Raw genomic sequence first — 22319 nt, forward strand, 5'->3', positions numbered from 1 at the left:
GGACGTCATCAAGCGACGCGGCGCTCGCGGATCCGCCACACGGCAAACAGCGTCACGCATCCGCACACCACCATGTAAAGCGCGGGCGAAAGCGGATTGCCGGTCTTCGCGATCAGCCAGGTGACGATGAACTGCGAGCTGCCGCCGAACACCGTCACGCCCACGCTGTAGATCACCGACAGTCCGCTCGCGCGCACCGAGGCGGGCAGCATCTCCATGAGCACGAGCAGCATCGGCGTCGAGCCGAGGTTGGCGCAGGCCGTCATGACGACCGAGAGCAGCAGCACGAGCGGCACGCTGGGAAAGCGCGTCATCAGCCAGAACGCGGGTATCACCGTGACGATGTTGAAGAGAACCGAGGCCATCACGAGCGGTTTGCGGCGCGTGAGCCGGTCGGCGAGACGGCCCGACACGAGCGAGGCGATCAGCATCGTGACGCCGGTCGCGCAGCCCGAAAGCAGCGAGAGCGACGGCGGCATCTTGAGCACGCGGATCATGTACGTCGGCATGAAGAACACGACGAGGTACATGCCCACCGTGCCCGCCGTCACGGCGAGAATGCCGAGCCCGACCTTCGCGCCGTGCTCGCGCATGAGCGTGCCGAGCGGGCTGGCCGCATCGGGTTCGGCGTGGTGCGTTTCGTCGAGTTTCGAGCGGATATAGAGGCCCACGGGCGCGATCGCGAGGCCGCCGAGAAACGGCAGACGCCAGCCCCAGCTTTCGAGCGACGTCGGCGTGAGCGTGGCGTACAGCGCGGCGCCCGTGAGCGCGCCCAGCAGCGCCGAGATGCCCTGGCTGCCCAGTTGCCAGCTCACGCGAAAGCCGCGCCGGTTGACCGCGCCCGCTTCCATCAGCATCGAGGTGGACGCGCCGATCTCGCCGCCGAGCGAAAAGCCCTGCAACAGGCGGCCCGCGAGCAGCACCAGCGAACCCCAGACGCCCGCTTGCGCATACGTGGGCGCGAACGCGATGCAGAGCGTGCCGCCGACCATCAGCGCGATGGTGAGCGTCATGGCCGCCTTGCGGCCGCGCCGGTCGGCATAGCTGCCGATCACGAGGCCGCCGAGCGGGCGCATCACGAAGCCGATGCCGAACGTCGCGACCGCCAGCAGCAGCGAACCGTAGGGGCTATCGGAGGGGAAAAACAGGTGGCCGATCAGCAGCGCGAAGAAGCTGTAGACCGTGAAGTCGTACATTTCGAGCGCGTTGCCGATCGAGCATGCGGCGATCAGGCGGACCTGGCTGGCGCGCGTTTGTGGGTGCGACTGGCGGACGGGCGCGTCGTCGGCGCTGCTGAGCGTTACGTCATTCATGGCGAATCTCCGCGGGCTGGGTCGAACGGCGCGTTCGGGACGGTTCACGCTGTGCGCATCGCAGTCCGCGCATCAGGCGATTCGATATTCAGGCCAAGCGCCTTTTTGAAAGAAGTGAGAAATTTTCATCGTGATAACCAGATAGAATCGCTTTCATAACCGATGTGCACGGGCCATCGGGATAACTACCGAGCGTCGCGACATCGCTTTCGCGCCGCGCGCCGAAGGAATCCATCCGATGAAACTGCATCAGTTGCGCGTCCTGCTCGCGCTCGCGCAGCACGGCAGCATGCACGAGGCCTCGCGCAGCCTGCACGTCTCGCAGCCCGCGCTCTCGAAGGCCATGGCCGAACTCGAACGCGAACTCGGCGTGACGCTGATCTCGCGCTCCGTGCGCGGCGTGAGTCTCACGCAATACGGCCGCGCGCTCGTCAAACGCGCGAGCGTGGTCGAGCATGAATTGCGGCACGCGCTCGAAGACATCGAATCGATGCGCGGCCATGCCGAGGCGCAATTGAATATCGGCTTTTCCGCCGTGGCGTCGAGCGGCCCGTTGCCCGAGGCCATCGCCGCGTTTCGCGCGCGCTATCCGGGCGTGGCGATTCACGCCTATGAAATGCGCCCGCAGCAGATTCTCGAAGGCCTTCGCGAGGGCCATCTCGACATCGCGCTGATCTCCACCAACAGCGGCGCGGGGACGAGCGCCTTCCAGTGGGAACCGCTTTTTTCCGTGGGCATGCTGGTCGCCGCACGGCCCGGCCATCCGCTCGGACGCAGCACGCGCATCCGCTCGCTGGTGGACGCCGAATGGCTCACGCTCGATCCGCTCGACGATCCCGGCAGCCCGCTCGCGAGCCTGATGCGGCTGCACCGGCTGGAGATGCCGCGCAACGTCGTGCAAAGCAGTTCGAATCTGCTCGGATTGCAACTCGCGACCTGCACCGACCTCATCAGCGTCTGGTCCGATTTCGTGTTTTACGGCCGCAATGGTCCGCTCGTCCTGAATCCCGAGGCGCTCAAGCCCTTGCCGATTCGCGACGAATTACCGGATTACCACGTCTATATGGTCTATCGCTCCACCGATCTGATGACACAAACCTGCCTCGAATTCAGTAAGGAAATCCGCCATCGCGGTAAGAAAATGGTGTCGCCGCGTCTTGCCGCCGCGGGCAGCGCCAGCGCGGGCGCCGCGCCGCGCGCACGCAAAACCGCGGCCACGCAAAAATAATCACTTAATTAGAACCCTGATTCGATTGCCATTTCGCGCACGACAAAACCCGAGCAAAACTCTTTCATGCGCGGCTTTCCTTCGCGACGCACCCTTCCGCGGCTTTCAAATAGTGAACGGATTAACACTTACGAAATATTTCCGTAATTCCATAGTAATGGGGCATGACCATAATCCGCCGCCGTTAACCACGACGACGGAGTTATCAGATGTCCGCTTCATGCCGCCGCGCCTCGCGCCGCCTTCTTCCCCTGCGCCTCGCGGTGCTGTCGAGCTTCGCCGCGCTGGCCGCGTGCGGCGGCAGCCACGACGCTGCCACGACCACGAGCGCGATTCCCGCCGCGCCCGCCGATCCCGGTTTCGTCGATAACGCGCCGATTCCCGACGTCCCCGCCTTTGTCGACAACATCGCGACCAACCAGCGCGGCGACGCGCGCTACGCGACGCTCGCGACGAATGCGGGCGTGCGCGTGGGCGCGCGCTTTCTCGACATCTGGCAACCGCTCACGCTGCTCGTCGACGCAGGCGTGAGCGCCGCCGCGACCGGCTCGTTCCCGGCCGTCGTGCAATCGACGTGGACCGGCCTGCCCAACGACGGTACGCCCGGCGGCGCGGTGCTCAACAACACCGTGCACACGGCGAACGTGCAGTACGTCGTCAACGCCACCACGCAGCGCACCCAGGCGCAGGCCGACGCGGCCTACTACGACGACCGTCGCGGCAAGGGCTACAGCGTGACCGACGGCATGGGCCCGCTCACGAGCGCGTGGCGCACGGCGGCGCAGCAGACCACGAGCATCACGTCGATTCCGGGCGACGCCACCACGGTCCTCTACACCGACTCGGGCAACAACATCGGCGTGGGCAGCACGACCAACGCCACTTTCGGCAAGGTCGTCGATCTGCTCAACACGATGGGCAACAACGCGTCGACGGAACCGGCCAAGCGCTTCTACAAGTACGCGCGGCCGTTCCGCTGGAGCACCGCCGTGGTGGTCGATCCGACGCTCGTCCCCGCGATCAGCACGACGCCTTCGACGGACGGCGGCTTCATCAGCGGTCACGAAGCCGAAGCCATGCGCGACGCGATGACGATGGCCTACGTCGTGCCCGAGCGCTTCCAGGAAATGGCGAGCCGCGGCCTCGAACTCGGCGAAAACCGCATTCTCGCGGGCATGCATTCGCCGCTCGACGTGATCGGCGGCCGCATGTTCGCGCTCGCCGCCACGGCCGCGAATCTCTACGATCCGGCCAACGCGACGCTCAAGAGCGCGGCCTGGACGCAGGCGCACAGCGCGCTGATGCAGGCCACGAGCACCGACGCGACGAGCTTCGCCGCCTACGCGCATTCGGGCACCACGACGACCGACCGCTTCGCCGACTACGCGACCAACAAAACGGAGTTCGCGCGCCGCATGACCTTCGGCTTTGCGCCGATCGAATCGACCGACGCGCCGCCCGTCGTGCCCAAGGGCGCCGAAGTGCTGCTGGAAACGCGCTTCCCGTATCTGAGCGCCGACCAGCGCCGCGTCGTGCTCAAGACGACGGAACTCGCCTCGGGCTATCCGGTGATGGACGACGCCGAAGGCTGGGGCCGCCTGAACATGTTCGCGGCCGGCGACGGCTACGGCCAGTTCAACGGCAACGTGATCGTGTCGATGGACGCCACCCAGGGCGGCTTCAATGCCGCCGACACGTGGCGCAACGACATCGGCGGCACGGGCAAGCTCACGTTGCAAGGCAGCGGCACGCTCACGCTCGCGGGCAACAACAGCTATAGCGGCGGCACGCAGATCAGCGGCGGCGTGCTCGCGGCCGGATCGGCGAACGCGTTCGGCAGCGGCGACGTCTACGTGGGCGCCGGCGGCGTGGCCGTGAGCGCCAGCGCGCCGGTGGCGGTGACGGGCAAGTACACGCAGCTCGCCAACACCACGCTCGAACTCGATATCGACGGCAACGGCGGCGGACGTCTGCGCGTGGGCGGCCAGCTCACGATCGCAGGCGGCGCGCTGCACGTGAAGTTCGTCAACGGCTACACGCCGAAGGCCGGCGACACGCTCGACCTGATCGACGGCGCCGGCGCGACGAAGTCCTTCACGAGCGTGACCGTCGACGGCTTCAAGGCCACGCCGGTTTATACGTCGACGGGGGTGTCGGTGAAGCTGTCGTCGTGATGTGGCGCTGATTGACACATCGATTCACGCGCGATGAAGAAAAGCCCCGGCTCGCCGGGGCTTTTTGCATGGTGTCCGGCACACTGCCGCGCGATCCATTAAGATCGCAGGAACCCTCTGCTTACCTGCCGGCCGCGTGCCGACTTTGTGTTTTCCGAATTGCGCCGATGAATGAGCCGCTGAATCCGCCAGATCTGCCGAATCCGACCTCGCAAGAGGACGCGCCGCGCTGGACGCCGTTATGCGCCAGCAGCGACGTGGCGGAAAATCGCGCGCGCGCCGCCACGCTCGACGGCAAGCAACTCGTGGTCTGGCGCGACGGCGAAGGCGGCATCCACGTCTGGGACGACCGCTGCCCGCATCGCGGCGAGACCTTGTCGGACGGCGTGGTGGCGGGCGGCCTGATCGCCTGCGCCTCGCACGGCTGGCGCTTCGACGTGAACGGTCAGCAGATCCGGCTGATCAACAGCACGCAGTCGGCGCGCTGCGACGCAAAGATCCACGCCACCGTGCACGACGCGCACGAACGCAACGGCTACGTCTGGGTGCGCGTGCCGCTCGCCCGCGCGGCCGTTGTCAAAGACGCCCGCGCGTCCGCCGCCAGCCATCACGAGTGCGCGTAGATCGGGCCGAGACCGACCACGTCCTGCCCGGCCGACGGCGACACCGATGCGCCCTTGTCCACGCTGCCAGCCGAGCTATTCGCCGCACCGCCATAAGCCGACGCATCCGCCCCGTTCTTTGCGCTCTCACGCGCCAGCGCAGCCTGAATATTCTGCGGATACTGCGTGTAATCGGCGGCCGGGTTGTAGCCCGACTTTTCCAGTTGCACCAGTTCCGCGCGCACCTGCGCCCGCGTGAGCGGCGCATTCGACTGCGCGAACGCAGCGGCCGGCAGGGCGACGGGAACAGCGACAACAGCGGCGACGAGCAGGGATTGGATCAGCTTCATGGTATGCACCTCCGGGTTCGGTTGATGTGAACCGCGCGTCGGGCGCGGTGTCCAGTCCGCTTCGTTGCGCCGTTTGCGGCGTTGCTGACTGGCATGGAGGTATTTGAATCCCCGCACGTATCTGGCGTGTTTGCGCAGTGCGGTACTTTTGCAAGGCCGTGTGTCCGCCCGCAGCGTAGACACATAGCGATACACACCCGCACGAAAATCGCGTCGCAAACGCGCCAGCACGCTGCAGCGCGGCAAGCGCCCAAATTGCGCGAACGGAACGCGTGGCGCATGATCGTTCTCGATGCGGCCGCCGGGGCCGCCCGGAGGACGCGCCCCATGAAATGCCTACGCATCTATGCCGACGCTGAGGGCGAGTCCCATTTCGAGGACATCGACATTGCGCTCACGCCGCTCGAACTCTTTCCCGGCATCCCGCCGATCTTTCTCTCGACGTGGGAGCCCGCGAAAGCCGTGCGCTTCGGCTGGGTGCCCGCCGGGCTCAAGGAAGCCGACTGGCACACGACGCCCGTGCGCCAGTTCGTGATCTGGATGACGGGCTGGGTGGAATTCGAAACCAGCGACGGCGACACGCGTCGCTGCGACCCCGGCACGGTCGTCCTCTGCGAGGACACGACGGGCAAGGGCCATCGCTCGCGTCATCCCGACGAAGGCCAGTTCAACGTGTTCATTCCGCTGGCGTGCTGAGACGCATCGGAACGCATGCGCCGCTTCGCACTCAGTCGCGCTTTCTGCGGGCGCGTGCGATCGACAGCAGCTTGCGTCCCACGCGCTTCGCGAAGCGCGCCAGCAAGGGCAATTCGATCAGCCGCCCGCGCGCGCCGAGCACCACGAGCCGCGATTCGTGCAGCGTGTGCCGATCGGCCCAGCGCACCTTGTAGTCGCCGTAGAGCGGCCGAAAATCGAAATCGCGCTCGTGCGCATGCGCCCATTGCGCGATGAATTCGACCAGCAGATTGCCGACCGAATAGGTGCCGAACGCCTCGTCGTAGGTCGTGATGAAATACTCGACCGACTGCGCGCCGACGAGATTCACCGACGCCGCCACCGGCCGCCCTTCCACCTTCACGCAGGCGACCAGCGGCGTGCGCGACAGATCCATGCGCTGCGCAAGCTCGATGAAGAAGTCGCGCACGCCGTCATCCATCAGATACGGCGAATCGATGCCGCGCGCGAGCGCCCAGCGGCGCTTGTTCGCGAACAGCCACGTGAGCACGGTGCGCGCTTCGTCGGCGTTCGCACACCAGTCGAAACTCACGTGACCGAGCTTGCGCAGCCGCTTGAGGCTAGCGCGCAGCGCCGTGCGCAACGAGCCATGGCGCGTCGCGAGATAGTCGTCCCAGTTCGCACAGGCGCGCAGACCGATCGCATAACCCGGCATCACGCGCCAGCGCGCGGGCAAGCGGCGGCGCACCCACGATTGCGGCGCGGCGGCGAGCGCGCGCTGCAACGCGCTGCCTTCCTCGAGCATCGGCACGGTCAGCAGATCGGCATGCAGACGCCGCACCGCGCGCACGGCCGCTTCGTAGAGTTCGGCGCGCCGCGTATCGGCAATCAGCGGGCCGCCGTATTCCTCGCCGCAACCGCTGCCGAGCGGCTGCGCGCAACGCAGCACGCCGCGGCGCTCGATCGCGACCGGCCACAGCACGCACACGTCGAGCTCCTCGTAGACGGCCGCGACCTCGACGATCGCGCCGCTCGCCAGCGCGCGCTCGGCGGCCAGTTCCGCGTAGGCGAAATCGACGAACGGCGACGCCGCCTCGCTTTTCCCCAGCAACGCACGCCATTGCGGCTGCAAGGCGCGAAACGCCTCGATCGTCGCGCAGGTCAGTACTTCGAAGCGAAATGGCGCCGCCGCGGATGAGGCGGCGGGCAGCGGGATCGTGGTGGTCGTCACGGAACTCCTCGTTGAGCGGTAGCGGGCACAGGACCCCGCGTGCTAATCGAGCGACGCGCTCATGCGGTCGCGGGTCGTGATACGGCGATGGCGGTCGGCGAACGCGTCGGGCCGCGCGCCGCGCACGCTTTGCCAGATCACCACGCCCTCGCGTTCCTCCGGCCCGAAGCCGAGTTCGCCGCTGTCGTAAGCGAACATGCGTGCGAACCAGCGCTGCAGATGCGGCGAGGCATCGAACACATCGCCGCATACGGGGTTGTCGTAGACCACGAACAAATGACCGCTCGCGCCGCTCGCGAGCGCCGCCTCCAGCTTGGCGAGCAGCGCGGCCATCAACTCGGGGCCGAACGGATTGAACAGGAACACGACGGCGTTGCCCGGCGGCAGCGCGAGATCGGCGACGTTGGCCGCAATCGCGCGAATCGGCGGACGATGCGCGAAGCGCCCCGCGATCGCGATGGCGTTCTCGTTGGCGGTCTTGACGAGTTCGGCACTGATGTCGCAACCGAGAATGCGCGCGAACGGATACTCGGACGCGACCACCAGCGGACGCCCCTTGCCGCAGCCGATGTCGATGAAGGTGTAGCCCGCGATGTCGCCGAGCGTGTCGAGCGCGCGCCGGATGATGGTGGGCTGCGAGCCCATGTACGGATTCAGTTGGGCGACGAGGCCGGGATCGCGCTGGAGCGCCTGCGCGTCGACGAGACCGCTCGTATCGATGCCGTATTGCAGGTCGAACGGATGGCGGCGCAGGCAGCCCGAATAGACCGCGCGCAGCAGCGGCACGCGGATGCAGATGCGGCGCATGCGCGGCGCGAACATGGCGCGCTGCACGCCGTCCGGCAGCCGCGCGACGACGTTGAGCAACGGTTGCTTGAGCGCGCGGCGCAGCGTGTGGCGCGGTCCGCCGTGGGTCGTCGTGTGCATGAGGTCGTGGCCGGTTGCGTTCGATGCGAGGCGGGCAATGCTCACATCAATACCTCACGCGCACGCGCGCGAGCCGCCATAGTTCAGGTGGATTACGACAACGCCCGCACCCGCGTTCACGGCTGGCGATGCGGCGAGTGGACCTCAAAAGCCAACGGCGCCGGGACACGGCGCCGTTGGCTGTTCGCGGCTGCAACGCGCGATGCGCAGACGGCTCATCGCCCCGCTTGCGCCACCCCATTCTTTCTCAACACGAGCCGCGCCTCCAGGCCGCCGCCCGCGCGGTTATGCAGCGTGAGCTGCGCGCCCATCGCCGAGGCCAGTTGACGCGCGATCGCAAGTCCGAGACCGGTGCCGCCCGTGCCGCGATTGCGCGACGTTTCCAGCCGGTAAAACGGCTCGAACACCTTCTCCAGGGACTCTTCCGGAATGCCCGGCCCGCGATCGAGCACGGCGATGGTCACGTCGTCGCCGCCCGGTCCGGCGCTCAGCGCGATCTCCGCCGCGCCCGCGAACTTCAGCGCGTTATCGACGAAATTGCCGACGATGCGCTTGAGCGCCTTCGCACGCGTCACCACCGCCACGGCCGTGCGCGTGTCGTAGACCACGTCGCTGCCCGCATCGACGTAATCGCACACGAGGCTGTCGAGCAGCGCGTCCAGATCGAGACGCACCGGCACTTCCGACGCACCGTGCAAGGTCCGCGCATACGCCACGCCCTCCTTCACGAGCTGTTCCATCTCCTGCAGATCCTGGCGCAGCCTGGTGCCCTGCTCGTCGTCGTCCATCGTGTCGACGCGCAGACGCATGCGCGTAATCGGCGTTTGCAGGTCGTGCGAGATCGACGCGAGTATCTGCATGCGTTCGGCCATATAGCCCGCGATGCGCGCCTGCATCGCATTGAACGCCCGCGCCGCGCGCGCCACTTCCGACGGGCCGCTCTCGTCGAGATGCTCGGCCTTGAGGTCGGGCCCGAGGCCGTCGGCGGCGCGCGCCAGCGCCGCGAGCGGACGCGTCGCTACGCGCACCGCCAGCCAGCAGCAGAACGCCAGCAGCACAAGCTGCACGATCAGCACGAGCGGCAGCCAGCGCGACAGCGGCAGCGCGGTCTGCGGCCGCACGTCGATCGTCAGCGGCGAGCCGTCCGAGAGACGCAGATGCACCTGCAGATGCTCGTCGTCGCCGGGAATCGCGTTGACCGTGAGCGCGTAATGCTTGCCGATACCGCGCTCGATGGCCGACTCGTAGCGCCGCGACAGCGTCGCATCGGGCGCGACGCCGGGCACGCCCGGATCGAGCATGAACGTATAGCTGCGGCGCGCGAGACGCGGCAGCCAGGCCGCACGCTCGGACGGCGGCAGATTGTCGAGCAGCGCGACCGAACTGGCCACTTCGCGCTCGACGTAATCCATCATCATGTTCGCGGTGGTCTCGTCGCGTTCGGTGAGCGTGAGCCAGACCGAGAGCGTCTGCGCGAGCACAAGGCCCACGCAGAGAATCAGCGCGAGACGCGCGAACAGCGAGCGCGGCCAGTGCAGCGGACCGCCGCCGCGCGCAGCGGGCGGCGCCGCGCCTGCCGCATCGTGGGTGGCCGTGCTCATGCCGAACCTTCGATCACGTCGACCGACGACGAGAACACATAGCCCTCGTTGCGCAGCGTCTTGATGTAGCGCGGCTCGCGCGCGCCGTCGCGCAGACGCTGACGCAGACGGCTCACGAGCAGGTCGATCGAGCGATCGAACGCATCGGCCTGACGACCCTGGGTCAGATTGAGCAGTTGATCGCGCGTGAGCACGCGCTGCGGATGATCGAGAAACACGCGCAGCAGCCGGTATTCCGCGCCGCTCAGCGCGACCAGCGTGCCTTCCTCGTCGAGCAGATGGCGCGCCGTGGTGTCGAGCCGCCATTCGCCGAAGCCGAGCATCGGCGCGGTTTCGGTCACCTGCATGCCTGGCGGCAGCATGCGCGTGCGGCGCAGCACCGAGCGGATGCGCGCGAGCAGTTCGCGCACGGCGAAGGGCTTCGGCACATAGTCGTCGGCGCCCATTTCGAGGCCGACGATGCGATCGGTTTCCTCGCTGCGCGCCGTGAGCATGACAACCGGCACCGTGCGAAAACGGCTCGCGCGCAGATCGCGGCAGAGCACGAGACCGTCCTCGCCCGGCATCATGAGATCGAGCACGATCAGATCGGGCGCGCCGTTGTCGAGCGCGGCGCGCATCTCGCGTCCGTTGGCGGCGACGCTCACGCGCATGCCGTTCTTTTCGAGGTAGCCCGCGATCAGTTCGCGGATGCCGCGATCGTCGTCGACGATCAGAATGTGGTCGATTTTTTCCATGCGCCGATCATACTCCGGGCTGCGTTTGCCGACGCACGCTGCGCCGGATGGCGGCGGCATTGCTGCCTTCGCGTTTTTCGCGCCGCGTGGACGACATCAGCGTGCACGACAGCGGATGCGCCACTTCCGTCGCGAGACCGCCCGCGAGCAAGGCGAACAGGGCAAGCAGGCGTTTCATGCGTCCTCCACCACGGAAAGGCTCGCGCCGTCGTTCACACCGGCCTCGAGCGCGTAGACATCGACGCCTTCGAGACAGCCGAGATTGACGCGCCACAGCTTCGGGTCCTTGCGCGTCTGATGAAACGGATAAATGCCGCAGTGCTTGCAGAAATAATGCTTCGCGACCTGCGTATTGAACTGATAGAGCGTGAGCGCGTCCTCGCCCGCGACGACCGTGAGATCGGCGGCCTCGAACGGCGGCGACATCAGCGCGCCCTTGCGGCGGCACAGGCTGCAATTGCAGCGGGCGGCGGGCGTGAGCGCGGTGCGGACCTCGAAGCGCACGGCGCCGCAGTGACACGAGCCGTGCAGGCGGCTGGCTTCCATGATGCGGGCTCCTCGTTGCGTGTAATGGCGATGGATGCTTTATAGCGCAGCGGGAGACGGCGTTTGTATCGCAATGTATCTGCGTTTGTGGGCGACACAAAACATTGCACGCCGGGGCGAATTTCGCGGCGTGGCGTGGCCTGGCAGGCCGCCAGGGCATACTGCCGGTCGTTCTGAAACCTGCGGAGCCCCGTTTGTTCGACAACGCATTCGTGTCCCCCTGGCCCGGCGCGCTGGGCGCGATCAGCGAGCGCCTCGTCGGCTGCCCGACGCTGCTGCGCGCGCGCCGCGCCCTGTTCTCGCGCCTGCCGTTCATGCAACTGGCCAGCGATGTGCGCGACATCGTCTATTGCACCTGGGCCGTCGATGCGGCGCGCATCGCGGCGCTCGTCCCGCCTAACGTCGAACTCGTGCAACGCGACGGCAAGACGCTGTTCACGATCCTCACCTACGCGCACCGGCACTTCGGCCCGGCGCTCGCCGGACCGCTGCGGCGGCTTTTTCCGTCACTGCTGCAAAGCAACTGGCGCTTTTATGTGGAGGCGTTTGGCGGGGTCGAAACGACGGCGCCGACGGTGCTGTTCGTCAAGAATATTCTTGACGATCCGCTCTACGCGATCGGCAGCCGGCTGTTCAGCGATGCGCTGCCGTCGCATCTCGCACGGCGTTTCGCGCATCGCGCGGACGACGGGCGCTACGTGACGTCGATCGAAAGCGGACGCGGCAGCGCGCCCGAATTCCGCTGCGAAGCACAACGCACGCCAACACGCGCGCTGACGCCCGCGCTCGCGCCGTTCTTCGAAACGTGGGAGAGCGCGGTGGAATGGCTTTGTCTACAGGACGGCGCGCTTTCGCGGGTGGAAGACTGCGAGCGGCTTGCGCATGCATTGATCGATCTGCCGATCGATATCGCCACCGCGCAACCGCTGGAAACAGCCGCCGGGGCCGTGCAAGGCGCGTTTCTCGAACGCATCGGCGCGACCGGCGAGCCTTTTTGTTTTGTCGTGCCCAGAGCGGCGTTTCGGGTGGTGTCGGAGCGGGTGGTTTAGGAAAACTGTGCGCGTCAGGCGGCGCGGATCTCGCCGAGCAGATCAGGATGACGATCGAGCAGCCTGAGCAGTTGCACCAGCGCCAGCGACGGTTTCGTCTTACCGTTCTCGTAACGGGAAAACGCATTGACGCCACCGCCGAAAATTTCGGCGGCTTCGCGCTGATCGAGATTGAGCTTGCGGCGCACGGACGCGATGAACAGCGGATCGACGTAAGCGGCGTTGACCTGGCGTTGAAACGCGGCGACGCACTCGGCGTAGCGGTCACCGTGCACACGCTCGAATACCGCCTCGCCGCACGCCGGGCAATAGTCGCCCGTCACGGCCGGAATCACGGTCGACTCGCCTTTGTACGCGTAAGTCAGATCGCGGTTCTCGTGGACCAGATTCGCACCGCCGCAGGCCGGACATTTCACGATCACCACTCCTTGAACGAGACGATCAGGACGTCGTCGATGACGGTCAACTTGAGATAGACGCTGCGCCCGTGCTCGACGGTCGCGCGATAGACGTCTTGCCACACGCGATGATCGGCATAGGTCGTCATGCTCTTGTGGAAATCGCCGGGTGCGAGGCACAACACGACCGAGCACATGCCGGAGAGATCGCGGATGCCCAGTTCGAGCGCGCCTTCGTAAGCGCTGCGCGTGGCGCGAACGCGCCCGGCCCGTACCAGTTCGTGAACCCGCGCGAGTTTGCAATGCGGCGTACGCTTTTCCATCGGGATTTTAACCTACTCGGTTAATTTGGCAAGTAGGTTAATTTCACCTCCGCTGCCTTCGCGCGCGCGTGGCGAGAGCAACGTCTTTGCCGGATCGGGCAGCATGCCCGCCAGCGTGTCCTGGAATCGATATTGCCCATGCGGGGGCTTGATTTCGATCCTGGCTAGACATTCGGCAGATGGCCTATTCCTCCTCCCGCGCGCCCTCCCGCCGTTTCTCCCGCCACATCACCCGCGCCGCGACCGCCGCGGCCGCGATGCCCGACGCGGCGCCCACCACCAGCGCCCAGCGCGGCCCGAGGTGATCGGCCACCCAGCCGACGATGGGCGCGCCGATCGGCGTGCCGCCCAGCGCCACCGCGAGCCGGATCGCCAGCACGCGGCCGCGCATCGACGGTTCGGTCGAGAGCTGCATCAGGCTGTTGGTCTCGGTGGTGACCGTAAGCGCCGCCACGCCGATCAGCACCAGCGCCGCGCCGAACCAGCCGTAGCTCGGCGCAATCGCCGCGAGCGCGCAACCGACACCGAACACCGCCGAGGCGATCAGCAGCGACTCGAAGCGCGGCCGGCTGCGATGCGCGCCGAACAGCGCGCCCGACACCGTGCCCACCGCCATCAGCGAAGAGAGCAGACCGTAGCCGCCCGCATCGGCGTGAAATACGCGCACCGCCATCGTCGAAATGAAGATCGGAAAGTTCAGGCCGAACGTGCCGATCAGGAACAGCATCACGACGATCGCCTTCAGGTCCGGGCGCGACCACACGTAGCGAAACCCCGCCACCAGGCTGCCCTTCGCCGGTTTCGCCCGCGCGCGCAGGCGCAGATCGCGGGTGCGCAGCCGCGTGAGCGACACCAGCACGGCGATGAACGACAGTCCGTTGAGCACGAACGCCCAGCCCACGCCCACCGACGCGATCACGACGCCCGCCACGGCCGGCCCGATCATCCGCGCGGCGTTGAACGAGGTGGAGTTGAGCGCGACGGCGTTGGCGAGATCGGCGTCGCCGACCAGTTCGGAGACGAAGGTCTGGCGCACCGGCGAATCGAACGCCGTGGTGCTGCCGAACAGAAACGCGAACACGTAGACGTGCCAGAGCTGCACCGTGCCCGTGATCGTGAGCAGGCCGAGCAGCAGCGCGAGCGTGCCGAGCGTAGCCTGCGTGAACATCAGCAGACGACGCTGATCGAAGTGATCGGCGGCATAGCCGGACCACGGCAGAAACAGCAGTTGCGGCCCGAATTGCAGGCCCATGACGATGCCCACGGCCGCCGCGCTGTGATGCGTCAGGCCGGTGAGCACGAGCCAGTCCTGCGCGGTGCGCTGCATCCACGTGCCGACGTTCGACACCAGCGCGCCTGCCGACCACACGCGGTAATTGAAGCTGCGCAGCGAGCGGAACATGCCGGTCGCCGGTTCGGCGCGCGCGGTCGCGCCCTGGGAATCTTGCGGCTGGCTCATGCGTGCGGCCTCACTCGTCCACGAGGCGCTTGAGCAGCAGCACCGCGCGCGCGAGCTGTGTCTGCTCGGTGGCGGAGAGCCGCGCGTGGATCACGTGGCCGAGCCAGTCCTCGCGCGCCGCGCGACTCGCGCGCACCGAGCGCCGGAAGGTCTCGGTGAGCGACCAGAGCGTCTGGCGGCCGTCGGCGGGGTCCGGCGCGCCCTCGATCTGCCCGAGCGCCTCCAGCGCGGCGACGATCGTGCCCATCGACTGCGGGCGCATGCCTTCGGCGCGCGCGAGGCTGGACACGGTGGCGGCGCCGTCGCGTTCGAGCCGCAGCAGCACGGCGATCTGCGACGGCGTGAAATCGCCCGCGCTGCCCTGCTCGCGCATGCGCCGCCGCAGCTTGCCGACCAACGCGCGCAGGTCGCCGGCCAGCGCGCCGGCCAGTTCGGAAACCGGTTCGTCATGTGAGGAAGTCATGCACGCATTCTAGAAGATATGAAGCCAAACTACAAAGTTAAACTTCATATCTAGTCGATGCCCGACGACCTCCGGTTTGTGCGTAAGAAAATCGTAAAGTGAACGCGCAGCCTCGGCTCCCAAACGAAAAATGGCCTTCCTCACCCACGGAAAGCCATTTATCCGGCGAATGCCGATGCACTCACATCACGTATCGGATTTCAGTTTTCCGCCGACCGCCCACGCGTCCTTTTCGATTTCGTTAAAGACGATTTCGACGACCTCCGGCGGACACGCCAAGGTTTCGACGAACACACGCGTAATGCCGCTTGCGAGTTCGCGCTTTTGTTCGAGCGTCTTGCCCGGATGCATTTCAATTCGAAGGATAGGCATAATGACTCCGTTTTTTACCGCGTTCCATCGACGCGGACGCAGTCATTATCGGGAAGCGCGAAGCATGGATAAACGGGCTACGGGTTGGGATACTCCAAACCGCGCAGTTTGGAATGCGGCATTGAATACGGCAGCAAGTGCAGTATCAATTGCACGATCAAACGGGGATGCGCATGGCGGATAAATTAGCGGGAATGCAAATGTTCGTCCGCGTCGTCGAATCCGGAAGTTTTGCCGCGGCGGCCGCACTGAGCAACGTCACCGCGACCATGGCCGCGAGACACGTGCGAGAGATCGAGGAGCGACTTGGCGCGCGGCTGCTGCATCGGACCACGCGTCAACACAAGCTCACGGAAATCGGCACGCTCTATTACGAGCGATGCAAACGCGCGCTGCACGAATTCGAACAGGCCGAAGCCAGCGCCGCCGAATTGCGCAGCAGTCCGCGCGGCCGACTGAAAATCGTCGCGCCGGTCAGCTTCGGCAGCGAAAAACTTGCGCCGGTGCTCGCCGATTATCTCGAACGGCATCCCGAAGTCAGCGTCGATCTCACGCTCGACAATGCACCGGTCGATCTGATGCGCGAGGGCTATCACCTCGCGATTCATATCGGCGAACTCGACAGCGCGGATCTCGTCGCGCATCCGCTGCATGCGTATCGACGCGTGCTCGCCGCCGCGCCGTCCTATCTCGAACGCCACGGCCAGCCGGAATCGCCTGCGCAATTGCGCGATCACGCCTGCCTCGGCCTCGCCTACTGGAAAAAGAAGGAGTTTTTCTGGGCGCTCGTCGGTCCCGATCAGCAGATCTGCCATGTGCCGGTGGAAGGTCGCTTCACTGCGAACGACGGTCGAGCGTTGCGCGCCGCGGCCCTGCGCGGCACGGGCATCGTGCTGCAACCGGACCTGCTGCTGGAAAACGATCTCGCCGAAGGCCGCCTCGTGCCGGTACTGCCCGAATGGAGCCACGTACATACGCCGATGCATCTCGTCCATTCGCGCGAGTTGCGGCCCACGGCCATGCTACGGAGTGCCATCGATTTCTTAGTCAAGCATTTGTCGGCGTCATAACCGAACGCACGCATAGCGTTCACGATTACGCTTCGCGAACGCTACGCGCAGCAGCAAATGGCTTAGCGCTGCGGAACGCCGTCGCGCCATTCGCCCCAATGCTTGACGATATCCTGCACCAGCGGATTGCCGGTGAGATACAGATTATCGATGGCGATTGTAAAGCCGCCCTGCGCCGCGTAATTCAGCAGATTATCGGCGCTTGTTTGCCCCGCATAGGGCCGATCGAAATCCGAACCGGCGCGCAGCACCGCCACGCGATTGAGATCGACACGATGCGTCGCCGCCGCGCGTTTGAGCGCCTCGTAAGTGGCGTTATCTTCCTGCTGCGTCGTGCAATAAGTGCCCTTGCCGTCGGTGAGAATCTTTGTCCACTGCCGCGCGCGCTCGCCGATGTCGGTGCCCGACCACCACGTATCGCCCGCGAGCGTATCGCACTGGATCACGGTCGGCGGACGATTCGCCGGCGCATAGCTGTATTTGGCGCGCGCCGCCTGCGCCTGCGCGTTATCGCTAAGCGTGACGTTGCGCGACAGTGCGAAAGCCGCATTCGTGAGCGCCGGATTGAGCTGAAACACTTCGGTGCGGTAATCGAGCGGCGGCTTCTGCGTGGGGTCGGTCGTGTTGATGCCGAGATAACCCGTATTCCAGCCCGCCGGAATTTCGCGTCCGTCGATTTCCCACTGAATGCCGAAGTCGACGAGCCAGTTCGCCCACGCGGCGGAACCCACCGTGCCCTGTTGCGGATCGATGCCCGCGATGCCCGCCACCATGAAATAGGTGTGACGCAAATCGAAACGCGGCGAGAACGTCAGCGCCATGATTGACGCGGCGGCATTCGTGTGACCCATGCCCGTCGTCATCACGCAGACATCCTGGCGATTGCAATGCACCGCCGGATAATCGGGCGACAAGCCCGCCACGGTGATGTCCTGCCACGGACCGAGATGATCGAGCCACACCTGGCCTTCGGGGCCGAACATGGAGATGATCATCACCTTGACCGGACGGCCGTGCGAACCGCCGTCGTCCTGCGCGAAACTGTCGTCGGCCTGGGCGATAGCCGGTGCAGCGACTGCGCCCGCCACCAGCCACGATGAAAGCACTGCATAAAAAGCACGATTAAGCATAGGAGGCCCCACCTGTGAGGTAAGAACTGCGGTTGCGAAACGTGAATCGCGTGCCGTTTTGTCGATTAAGGTCTTGTTTTACTGGCGTGCAGCGTGGGACCCGAAGTGAAAGCCGCGAAAGCCATTCAGGCGACGCTCAGTATAAGCCGATAAATAATTCTGTTGGCAAGCAGTCAGGAATTTGAAGGTGAAGCATGTCAGTGGCCGCAATCGTTACGCATAGCGTGCCACTCGACCCCGGTGCGTAAATCGCCGACAATCGATCAATCAAAGTGGGCCATTTCATCACGGCTGATTCGTTTAAAACCCACGCTCCCATTTTCGTGAGTCTTCATGCAAATCGAATCGCCTCCCGTGTCCGGTTATCCCGGCATTTCGCTACGGCAACTCGAACGCGCCGACATCGACGCCTGGTACGCGTATCTGTCGTTACCGCATGTGGTCGAGCACACGAGCTGGAATCTGCGCTCGCAAGCCGATCTCCTGCCGATGTTCGACGCTTTCGAATCGACCGCGACGCAATCGGTGCGACGCCTCGCGATGGTTAGCGACGACGACGCAAAGCTGATCGGCACGATCGGCTTCCACACGATTTCCGACGTGAACCACACTGCCGAAATTGCCTACGACCTTGCGCCCTCGCACTGGGGCAAGGGTATCGCCAGCGCGGTCTGCAATGCGGTCGCGGCCTGGTCGTTCAATGCGTACGGCTTTATCCGCGTCCAGGGCACGGTATTGAGCAGCAATGCGCGCTCGGCGCGTGTGCTGCAACGCGCCCGTTTCCGCCACGAAGGCCTGCTGCGCAGCTATCGCATGGTTCGCGGCACGCCCGGCGACTTCATGCTTTACGCGCGACTCGCCACCGACTAGCCCGCATTATTCCGGCCACGCCAACAATGGCGCGGACCAGCCACGATTCGCACACCAATCGGCCCGACGGAACGGCGCACGTGCCCGCGCGTTCGCCGCCCGCCATGCTCCGGCGCCGATTCTGGTAATGTCACGCACATGCAAACGATCCTCTCCATCGAGAATCTCTCGAAAGTCTATGCAACGGGATTCCGCGCGCTCTCGAACATCAATCTGGATATCGGTCGCGGCGAAATCTTCGCGCTGCTCGGGCCAAACGGCGCGGGCAAAACGACACTCATCAGCATCGTCTGCGGCATCGTCAATCCGAGCGAAGGCCGCGTGCGCGTCGCCGGTCACGATATCGTCACGGACTATCGCGCCGCGCGTTCGCTGATCGGCCTCGTGCCGCAAGAACTCACGACCGACGCCTTCGAAACCGTCTGGGCCACCGTGTCATTCAGCCGCGGTCTGTTCGGCAAGCCGCCCAACCCCGCTTATGTCGAGCGCGTGCTGCGCGATCTTTCGCTCTGGGAAAAGCGCAACAACAAGATCCTCACGCTGTCGGGCGGCATGAAACGCCGCGTGCTGATCGCGAAGGCGCTGGCGCACGAGCCGCAGATCCTGTTTCTCGACGAACCGACCGCCGGCGTGGACGTCGAACTGCGCCGCGATATGTGGGAACTCGTGCGCGGCCTCAAGGCCAACGGCGTGACCATCATCCTCACGACGCACTACATCGAGGAAGCCGAGGAAATGGCCGACCGCATCGGCGTGATCAATGCGGGCGAAATCATGCTGGTCGAGCGCAAGGACGTGCTCATGCGCAAGCTCGGCCGCAAGCAGTTGACGCTGCAACTCGATACGCCGCTCACCGCCATTCCGGCCGCGCTCGCCGCGTGGCGTCTGGAACTGGGCAACGACGGCGCCGAACTCACCTATACCTACGACGCCGAAAACGAGCGCAACGACATCATCGCGCTGCTCAAGAGCCTGGGCGATGCCGGCATCGGCTTTACCGATCTGAAAACAAGCCAGAGTTCGCTGGAGGACATCTTCGTGAGTCTCGTCGGCAAGGACGCGGCGGCTGCCGCGCGCGGCACGGCCACTACATCCGCTACGTCTGCCGAAAGCGGCCAGGACCAGGAGACCTCACGATGAACCTCTACGCCATCCGCGCGATCTACCGTTTCGAAATGGCGCGCACGCGGCGCACGCTGATGCAGAGCATCGTCGCACCGGTCATTTCGACGTCGCTCTATTTCATCGTGTTCGGTTCCGCGATCGGTTCGCGCATCAAGGAAGTGAATGGCGTGAGCTACGGCGCGTTCATCGTGCCGGGTCTGATCATGCTTTCGCTGCTGTCGCAAAGTATTTCGAATGCGTCGTTCGGGATTTATTTTCCGCGCTTCACCGGCACGATTTACGAGTTGCTCTCGGCGCCCGTATCGTATTTCGAAATCGTCATCGCTTATGTGGGCGCAGCGGCCACCAAATCGATTCTGCTCGGACTGATCATTCTCGCCACCGCCGCGCTGTTCGTGCCGCTGCAAATCCAGCATCCGTTCTGGATGATGCTGTTTTTGCTGCTCACGGCGGTCACGTTCAGTCTGCTCGGTTTTATCATCGGCATCTGGGCGGACAATTTCGAAAAGCTGCAGATCGTGCCGCTGCTGATCATCACGCCGTTGACGTTTCTCGGCGGCAGTTTCTATTCGGTCGATATGCTGCCGCAGGCGTGGCGCGTGATCACGCTGTTCAATCCGATCGTCTATCTGATCAGTGGTTTTCGCTGGAGTTTTTACGGGCTCGCCGATGTGGCGGTCGGCGTCAGTCTCGGCATGACCGCCGCCTTTCTCGCGCTGTTCCTCGCGATTACCGCGTGGATCTTCAAGACCGGTTATCGCCTGAAAAACTAGGCATCGCGCGCGAAGTCGCCGGATCAGAAACGCCAGCCGCTCACGCGCGCTGGCGTTTTTTTATGCCTGCGTTCTGAACGTCTCGACTGCATCGCACAACTTGCGCGCTTCGTCGCGCAGACAAGCGGCGGCCGCAGCAGCCTGTTCGACCAGCGCGGCATTCTGCTGCGTGCCCTGATCCATTTGCGTGACGGCCTGATTGATCTGATCGATGCCGCGGCTTTGTTCGTGCGAAGCCGACGCGATCTCGCCAATCAGCGTCGCCACGCGTTCGATCGACGCATGCGCGCGCTGCATTGCGTCGCCCGCGACCGCCACCGACGCGTTGCCTTGCTGCACATTCGACGCGGACAATTCGATCACGCCACGCACGTCCTTCGCCGCCGCCGACGAACGCTGCGCGAGCGAACGCACCTCGGACGCGACGACGGCGAATCCGCGTCCCTGTTCGCCCGCGCGCGCCGCCTCGACCGCCGCGTTGAGCGCGAGAATATTGGTTTGAAACGCGATGGCTTCGATCATGCCGATGATTTCGCCAATCCGCAGTCCGCTATCGTCGATACGCGACATCGCGTCGACCACGCTCGACACCGCCGCGCTGCATTCGCGCGCGATCTGCTGCGCCTGCGACGCGAATTCGCTGGCCGTTTCCGCGTTGCCCGAGTTCTGGCGTACGGCCGAAGTCAGTTCCTCCATGCTCGCCGCCGTCTGTTCGAGCGCGGCGGCCTGCGCTTCGGTGCGCGCGGAAAGATCGGCGTTGCCGGTGGCGATTTCGTTGGTGGCCCCGGCAATCGAACCCGCCGACAGCTTCACGGCGTCGATGGCGAGACGCAGGCGTTGCTGCATCGCGTGAACGGACGCCATCAGGCTATGCGCCTGATCGGGCCGCACGTCGAGCCGCATCGTGAGGTCGCCTTGTGCAATGCGCTCGCACACGCCCGCCACGAATTGCGGATCGCCGCCGAGCTGGCCATTGACGCGGCGAATGATCAGACCAAACACCAGCGTGACCGCGAGGCCCACGGCACAAACAATGGCCACGCCATACGCGAGATGCAGATAAAACTCGCGGTCGATATCGTCGACATACGCGCCGGTATAGACGTGCCAATCCCACGCTTCGACATATTGGCCATAGGCGATTTTGGGCTGCGTACGCGTTTCGCCCGGCTTCGGAAAACGATAGGTCGTCGTGTGCGTGCCGTCGCGATCGTGCTGAATGATTTCAGCGGTGAAATGCTTGCCCGTTTCGTCGACGAGATCGTTGATCTTGTTTTCGAATTCCGGCTTGACCGGATTCAGCAATTGCAGCATCGACGAATCCACCACGAGCAAGTAACCGCTCGTGCCGTATCGGATAAAGCGCAATTGCGCGAGCGCGCGGCTTTGCGCCTCGGCGACGGGCATCTTGCCCTCGCGCGCCGCCTTTTCGTAACCCTGAACGATGCTGACTGCCGATTGAACCTGCTCGCGCAGCGAGGTCACGCGGTCGTCCATCATCAGATTGCGGGTCGCGATCGAATTGATGACCGAAAGCGTGAGCAGACTGAACCACACCACGGCAACGGTGCTCCATAACGTCGCCTTGAAGCTGAGATTGCGCATGTTCCTCGATGTCTCCCGTTATTTATCGTGCAGAGCCAGTCAGATTTCGGCTCCATGCCGGGGATATCGACCGATGCATTCAGCACTGAAGGGAAAGCGGCGCGCGTCGCGCCCGCCATCACGGCGACTCCGGAACACCTCACACCGCGAACGCCTTGATGGGCCGAAGCGCCAGCCCGACCGCGCCGTCACCGCCCGATAAACAACTCGCAACGCAACGCGCGCCAATCAGATGGGCCGCTTCGCAGCTGTCTTGCAGCCGCTTTTCGCAACCGTTCTTTCCATAAGTTTTCACTTA

General features: G+C 65.0%; 24 protein-coding genes. 9 read left to right on the forward strand and 15 right to left on the reverse strand.

All coding sequences use genetic code 11. The features are described from left to right. Positions 1-8: 8 nt before the first annotated feature. On the reverse strand, positions 9-1313 hold the full coding sequence (locus SB764_RS01400; protein ID WP_336754204.1) for an MFS transporter: 1305 nt from the start codon (positions 1311-1313) through the stop codon (positions 9-11). A 238-nt stretch (positions 1314-1551) separates the two neighbouring features. Here SB764_RS01400 and SB764_RS01405 point away from each other — a divergent pair, with 238 nt between their 5' ends. The 3 genes from SB764_RS01405 to SB764_RS01415 all read left to right on the forward strand — a co-directional run bounded on the left by SB764_RS01405 (position 1552) and on the right by SB764_RS01415 (position 5338). After that, a complete protein-coding gene (locus SB764_RS01405) occupies positions 1552-2541 on the forward strand; it encodes a LysR family transcriptional regulator (protein ID WP_080180271.1) in 990 nt (329 codons plus the stop codon). Positions 2542-2750: 209 nt separating this feature from the next. Beyond that, positions 2751-4715 carry a phosphatase PAP2 family protein gene (locus tag SB764_RS01410; RefSeq protein ID WP_410862421.1) on the forward strand — a complete coding sequence of 655 codons (1965 nt, stop codon included), beginning with the start codon at positions 2751-2753 and terminating at the stop codon, positions 4713-4715. Between the two features lie 167 nt (positions 4716-4882). Then, the gene (locus tag SB764_RS01415; protein ID WP_065064143.1) at positions 4883-5338 is read left to right on the forward strand and encodes a Rieske 2Fe-2S domain-containing protein; all 456 of its coding nucleotides are present in this window, start codon (positions 4883-4885) and stop codon (positions 5336-5338) included. On the opposite strand, the gene SB764_RS01420 is transcribed toward SB764_RS01415, so the two are convergent. Beyond that, a complete protein-coding gene (locus tag SB764_RS01420; RefSeq protein WP_065064141.1) occupies positions 5323-5667 on the reverse strand; it encodes a DUF4148 domain-containing protein in 345 nt (114 codons plus the stop codon). The genes SB764_RS01415 and SB764_RS01420 overlap by 16 nt on opposite strands. A 327-nt stretch (positions 5668-5994) precedes the next feature. On the opposite strand from SB764_RS01420, the gene SB764_RS01425 reads away from it, so the two are divergent. Next, positions 5995-6363: a hypothetical protein gene (locus SB764_RS01425; protein ID WP_065064139.1), complete on the forward strand. Its 369-nt coding sequence runs from the start codon at positions 5995-5997 to the stop codon at positions 6361-6363. A 31-nt stretch (positions 6364-6394) separates the two neighbouring features. On the opposite strand, the gene SB764_RS01430 is transcribed toward SB764_RS01425, so the two are convergent. From SB764_RS01430 to SB764_RS01455, 6 genes are all read right to left on the reverse strand, one after another. After that, entirely contained in the window at positions 6395-7573 is a 1179-nt protein-coding gene (locus tag SB764_RS01430; RefSeq protein WP_183040155.1) for a GNAT family N-acetyltransferase, read from the reverse strand. 42 nt (positions 7574-7615) lie between these two features. Continuing rightward, the gene (locus SB764_RS01435; protein ID WP_110327023.1) at positions 7616-8545 is read right to left on the reverse strand and encodes a class I SAM-dependent methyltransferase; all 930 of its coding nucleotides are present in this window, start codon (positions 8543-8545) and stop codon (positions 7616-7618) included. Between the two features lie 170 nt (positions 8546-8715). Then, positions 8716-10101, reverse strand: a complete 1386-nt coding sequence (locus SB764_RS01440; protein WP_080180269.1) for a sensor histidine kinase — start codon at positions 10099-10101, stop codon at positions 8716-8718. Continuing rightward, complete coding sequence (locus SB764_RS01445; protein ID WP_065064135.1) at positions 10098-10838, reverse strand: response regulator; 741 nt, start codon at positions 10836-10838, stop codon at positions 10098-10100. The genes SB764_RS01440 and SB764_RS01445 overlap by 4 nt, the downstream gene beginning before the upstream one ends. Before the next feature lie 7 nt (positions 10839-10845). Beyond that, entirely contained in the window at positions 10846-11016 is a 171-nt protein-coding gene (locus SB764_RS01450) for a hypothetical protein (protein WP_167371406.1), read from the reverse strand. Continuing rightward, complete coding sequence (locus tag SB764_RS01455; protein ID WP_110327024.1) at positions 11013-11384, reverse strand: GFA family protein; 372 nt, start codon at positions 11382-11384, stop codon at positions 11013-11015. Before SB764_RS01455 ends, SB764_RS01450 begins: the two co-directional genes overlap by 4 nt. Before the next feature lie 194 nt (positions 11385-11578). Between SB764_RS01455 and SB764_RS01460 the strand changes: the two genes are divergently transcribed. Next, positions 11579-12433, forward strand: coding sequence for a DUF2071 domain-containing protein (locus tag SB764_RS01460; RefSeq protein WP_156773874.1), 855 nt, complete (start codon positions 11579-11581; stop codon positions 12431-12433). A 14-nt stretch (positions 12434-12447) separates the two neighbouring features. Here the strand turns inward: SB764_RS01460 and SB764_RS01465 are convergent, their stop codons facing one another. From SB764_RS01465 to SB764_RS01485, 5 genes are all read right to left on the reverse strand, one after another. Further along, the gene (locus SB764_RS01465) at positions 12448-12849 is read right to left on the reverse strand and encodes a type II toxin-antitoxin system MqsA family antitoxin (RefSeq protein ID WP_065064248.1); all 402 of its coding nucleotides are present in this window, start codon (positions 12847-12849) and stop codon (positions 12448-12450) included. Positions 12850-12851: 2 nt separating this feature from the next. Continuing rightward, positions 12852-13154: a type II toxin-antitoxin system MqsR family toxin gene (locus SB764_RS01470; RefSeq protein ID WP_074983063.1), complete on the reverse strand. Its 303-nt coding sequence runs from the start codon at positions 13152-13154 to the stop codon at positions 12852-12854. Between the two features lie 184 nt (positions 13155-13338). Next, entirely contained in the window at positions 13339-14613 is a 1275-nt protein-coding gene (locus SB764_RS01475; RefSeq protein WP_065064129.1) for an MFS transporter, read from the reverse strand. A 10-nt stretch (positions 14614-14623) separates the two neighbouring features. Beyond that, positions 14624-15076 (reverse strand): MarR family winged helix-turn-helix transcriptional regulator, encoded by a 453-nt coding sequence (locus SB764_RS01480; RefSeq protein WP_410862425.1) that lies wholly within the window; start codon positions 15074-15076, stop codon positions 14624-14626. A gap of 186 nt (positions 15077-15262) precedes the next feature. Beyond that, a complete protein-coding gene (locus SB764_RS01485) occupies positions 15263-15448 on the reverse strand; it encodes a 4-oxalocrotonate tautomerase (RefSeq protein WP_065064125.1) in 186 nt (61 codons plus the stop codon). 200 nt (positions 15449-15648) lie between these two features. Between SB764_RS01485 and SB764_RS01490 the strand changes: the two genes are divergently transcribed. Further along, entirely contained in the window at positions 15649-16518 is an 870-nt protein-coding gene (locus SB764_RS01490) for a LysR family transcriptional regulator (protein WP_234774983.1), read from the forward strand. A gap of 62 nt (positions 16519-16580) precedes the next feature. Here the strand turns inward: SB764_RS01490 and SB764_RS01495 are convergent, their stop codons facing one another. Then, positions 16581-17648, reverse strand: coding sequence for a purine-nucleoside phosphorylase (locus SB764_RS01495; RefSeq protein ID WP_065064123.1), 1068 nt, complete (start codon positions 17646-17648; stop codon positions 16581-16583). A gap of 333 nt (positions 17649-17981) precedes the next feature. On the opposite strand from SB764_RS01495, the gene SB764_RS01500 reads away from it, so the two are divergent. The 3 genes from SB764_RS01500 (at position 17982) to SB764_RS01510 (ending at position 20416) form a co-directional block, all read left to right on the forward strand. After that, complete coding sequence (locus SB764_RS01500; protein WP_074983071.1) at positions 17982-18518, forward strand: GNAT family N-acetyltransferase; 537 nt, start codon at positions 17982-17984, stop codon at positions 18516-18518. A gap of 138 nt (positions 18519-18656) precedes the next feature. Next, positions 18657-19658: an ABC transporter ATP-binding protein gene (locus SB764_RS01505; protein ID WP_110327027.1), complete on the forward strand. Its 1002-nt coding sequence runs from the start codon at positions 18657-18659 to the stop codon at positions 19656-19658. Then, on the forward strand, positions 19655-20416 hold the full coding sequence (locus tag SB764_RS01510; RefSeq protein ID WP_065064119.1) for an ABC transporter permease: 762 nt from the start codon (positions 19655-19657) through the stop codon (positions 20414-20416). The genes SB764_RS01505 and SB764_RS01510 overlap by 4 nt, the downstream gene beginning before the upstream one ends. 60 nt (positions 20417-20476) lie before the next feature. Here SB764_RS01510 and SB764_RS01515 read toward each other — a convergent pair whose 3' ends face one another. After that, positions 20477-22021, reverse strand: a complete 1545-nt coding sequence (locus SB764_RS01515) for a methyl-accepting chemotaxis protein (RefSeq protein ID WP_321870562.1) — start codon at positions 22019-22021, stop codon at positions 20477-20479. Positions 22022-22319 lie beyond the last annotated feature (298 nt).

This window comes from Paraburkholderia sp. SIMBA_027 (assembly GCF_046535315.1).
In the GTDB taxonomy this organism is placed as follows: Bacteria; Pseudomonadota; Gammaproteobacteria; order Burkholderiales; family Burkholderiaceae; genus Paraburkholderia; species Paraburkholderia tropica.

Coding starts and splice junctions, on each gene's coding strand:
- SB764_RS01400 (WP_336754204.1), bottom strand. CDS start 1,313: ATGAATGACGTAACGCTCAGCAGCGCCGACGACGCGCCCGTCCGCCAG.
- SB764_RS01405 (WP_080180271.1), top strand. CDS start 1,552: ATGAAACTGCATCAGTTGCGCGTCCTGCTCGCGCTCGCGCAGCACGGC.
- SB764_RS01410 (WP_410862421.1), top strand. CDS start 2,751: ATGTCCGCTTCATGCCGCCGCGCCTCGCGCCGCCTTCTTCCCCTGCGC.
- SB764_RS01415 (WP_065064143.1), top strand. CDS start 4,883: ATGAATGAGCCGCTGAATCCGCCAGATCTGCCGAATCCGACCTCGCAA.
- SB764_RS01420 (WP_065064141.1), bottom strand. CDS start 5,667: ATGAAGCTGATCCAATCCCTGCTCGTCGCCGCTGTTGTCGCTGTTCCC.
- SB764_RS01425 (WP_065064139.1), top strand. CDS start 5,995: ATGAAATGCCTACGCATCTATGCCGACGCTGAGGGCGAGTCCCATTTC.
- SB764_RS01440 (WP_080180269.1), bottom strand. CDS start 10,101: ATGAGCACGGCCACCCACGATGCGGCAGGCGCGGCGCCGCCCGCTGCG.
- SB764_RS01445 (WP_065064135.1), bottom strand. CDS start 10,838: ATGGAAAAAATCGACCACATTCTGATCGTCGACGACGATCGCGGCATC.
- SB764_RS01450 (WP_167371406.1), bottom strand. CDS start 11,016: ATGAAACGCCTGCTTGCCCTGTTCGCCTTGCTCGCGGGCGGTCTCGCG.
- SB764_RS01455 (WP_110327024.1), bottom strand. CDS start 11,384: ATGGAAGCCAGCCGCCTGCACGGCTCGTGTCACTGCGGCGCCGTGCGC.
- SB764_RS01470 (WP_074983063.1), bottom strand. CDS start 13,154: ATGGAAAAGCGTACGCCGCATTGCAAACTCGCGCGGGTTCACGAACTG.
- SB764_RS01475 (WP_065064129.1), bottom strand. CDS start 14,613: ATGAGCCAGCCGCAAGATTCCCAGGGCGCGACCGCGCGCGCCGAACCG.
- SB764_RS01480 (WP_410862425.1), bottom strand. CDS start 15,076: ATGACTTCCTCACATGACGAACCGGTTTCCGAACTGGCCGGCGCGCTG.
- SB764_RS01485 (WP_065064125.1), bottom strand. CDS start 15,448: ATGCCTATCCTTCGAATTGAAATGCATCCGGGCAAGACGCTCGAACAA.
- SB764_RS01490 (WP_234774983.1), top strand. CDS start 15,649: ATGTTCGTCCGCGTCGTCGAATCCGGAAGTTTTGCCGCGGCGGCCGCA.
- SB764_RS01495 (WP_065064123.1), bottom strand. CDS start 17,648: ATGCTTAATCGTGCTTTTTATGCAGTGCTTTCATCGTGGCTGGTGGCG.
- SB764_RS01500 (WP_074983071.1), top strand. CDS start 17,982: ATGCAAATCGAATCGCCTCCCGTGTCCGGTTATCCCGGCATTTCGCTA.
- SB764_RS01505 (WP_110327027.1), top strand. CDS start 18,657: ATGCAAACGATCCTCTCCATCGAGAATCTCTCGAAAGTCTATGCAACG.
- SB764_RS01510 (WP_065064119.1), top strand. CDS start 19,655: ATGAACCTCTACGCCATCCGCGCGATCTACCGTTTCGAAATGGCGCGC.
- SB764_RS01515 (WP_321870562.1), bottom strand. CDS start 22,021: ATGCGCAATCTCAGCTTCAAGGCGACGTTATGGAGCACCGTTGCCGTG.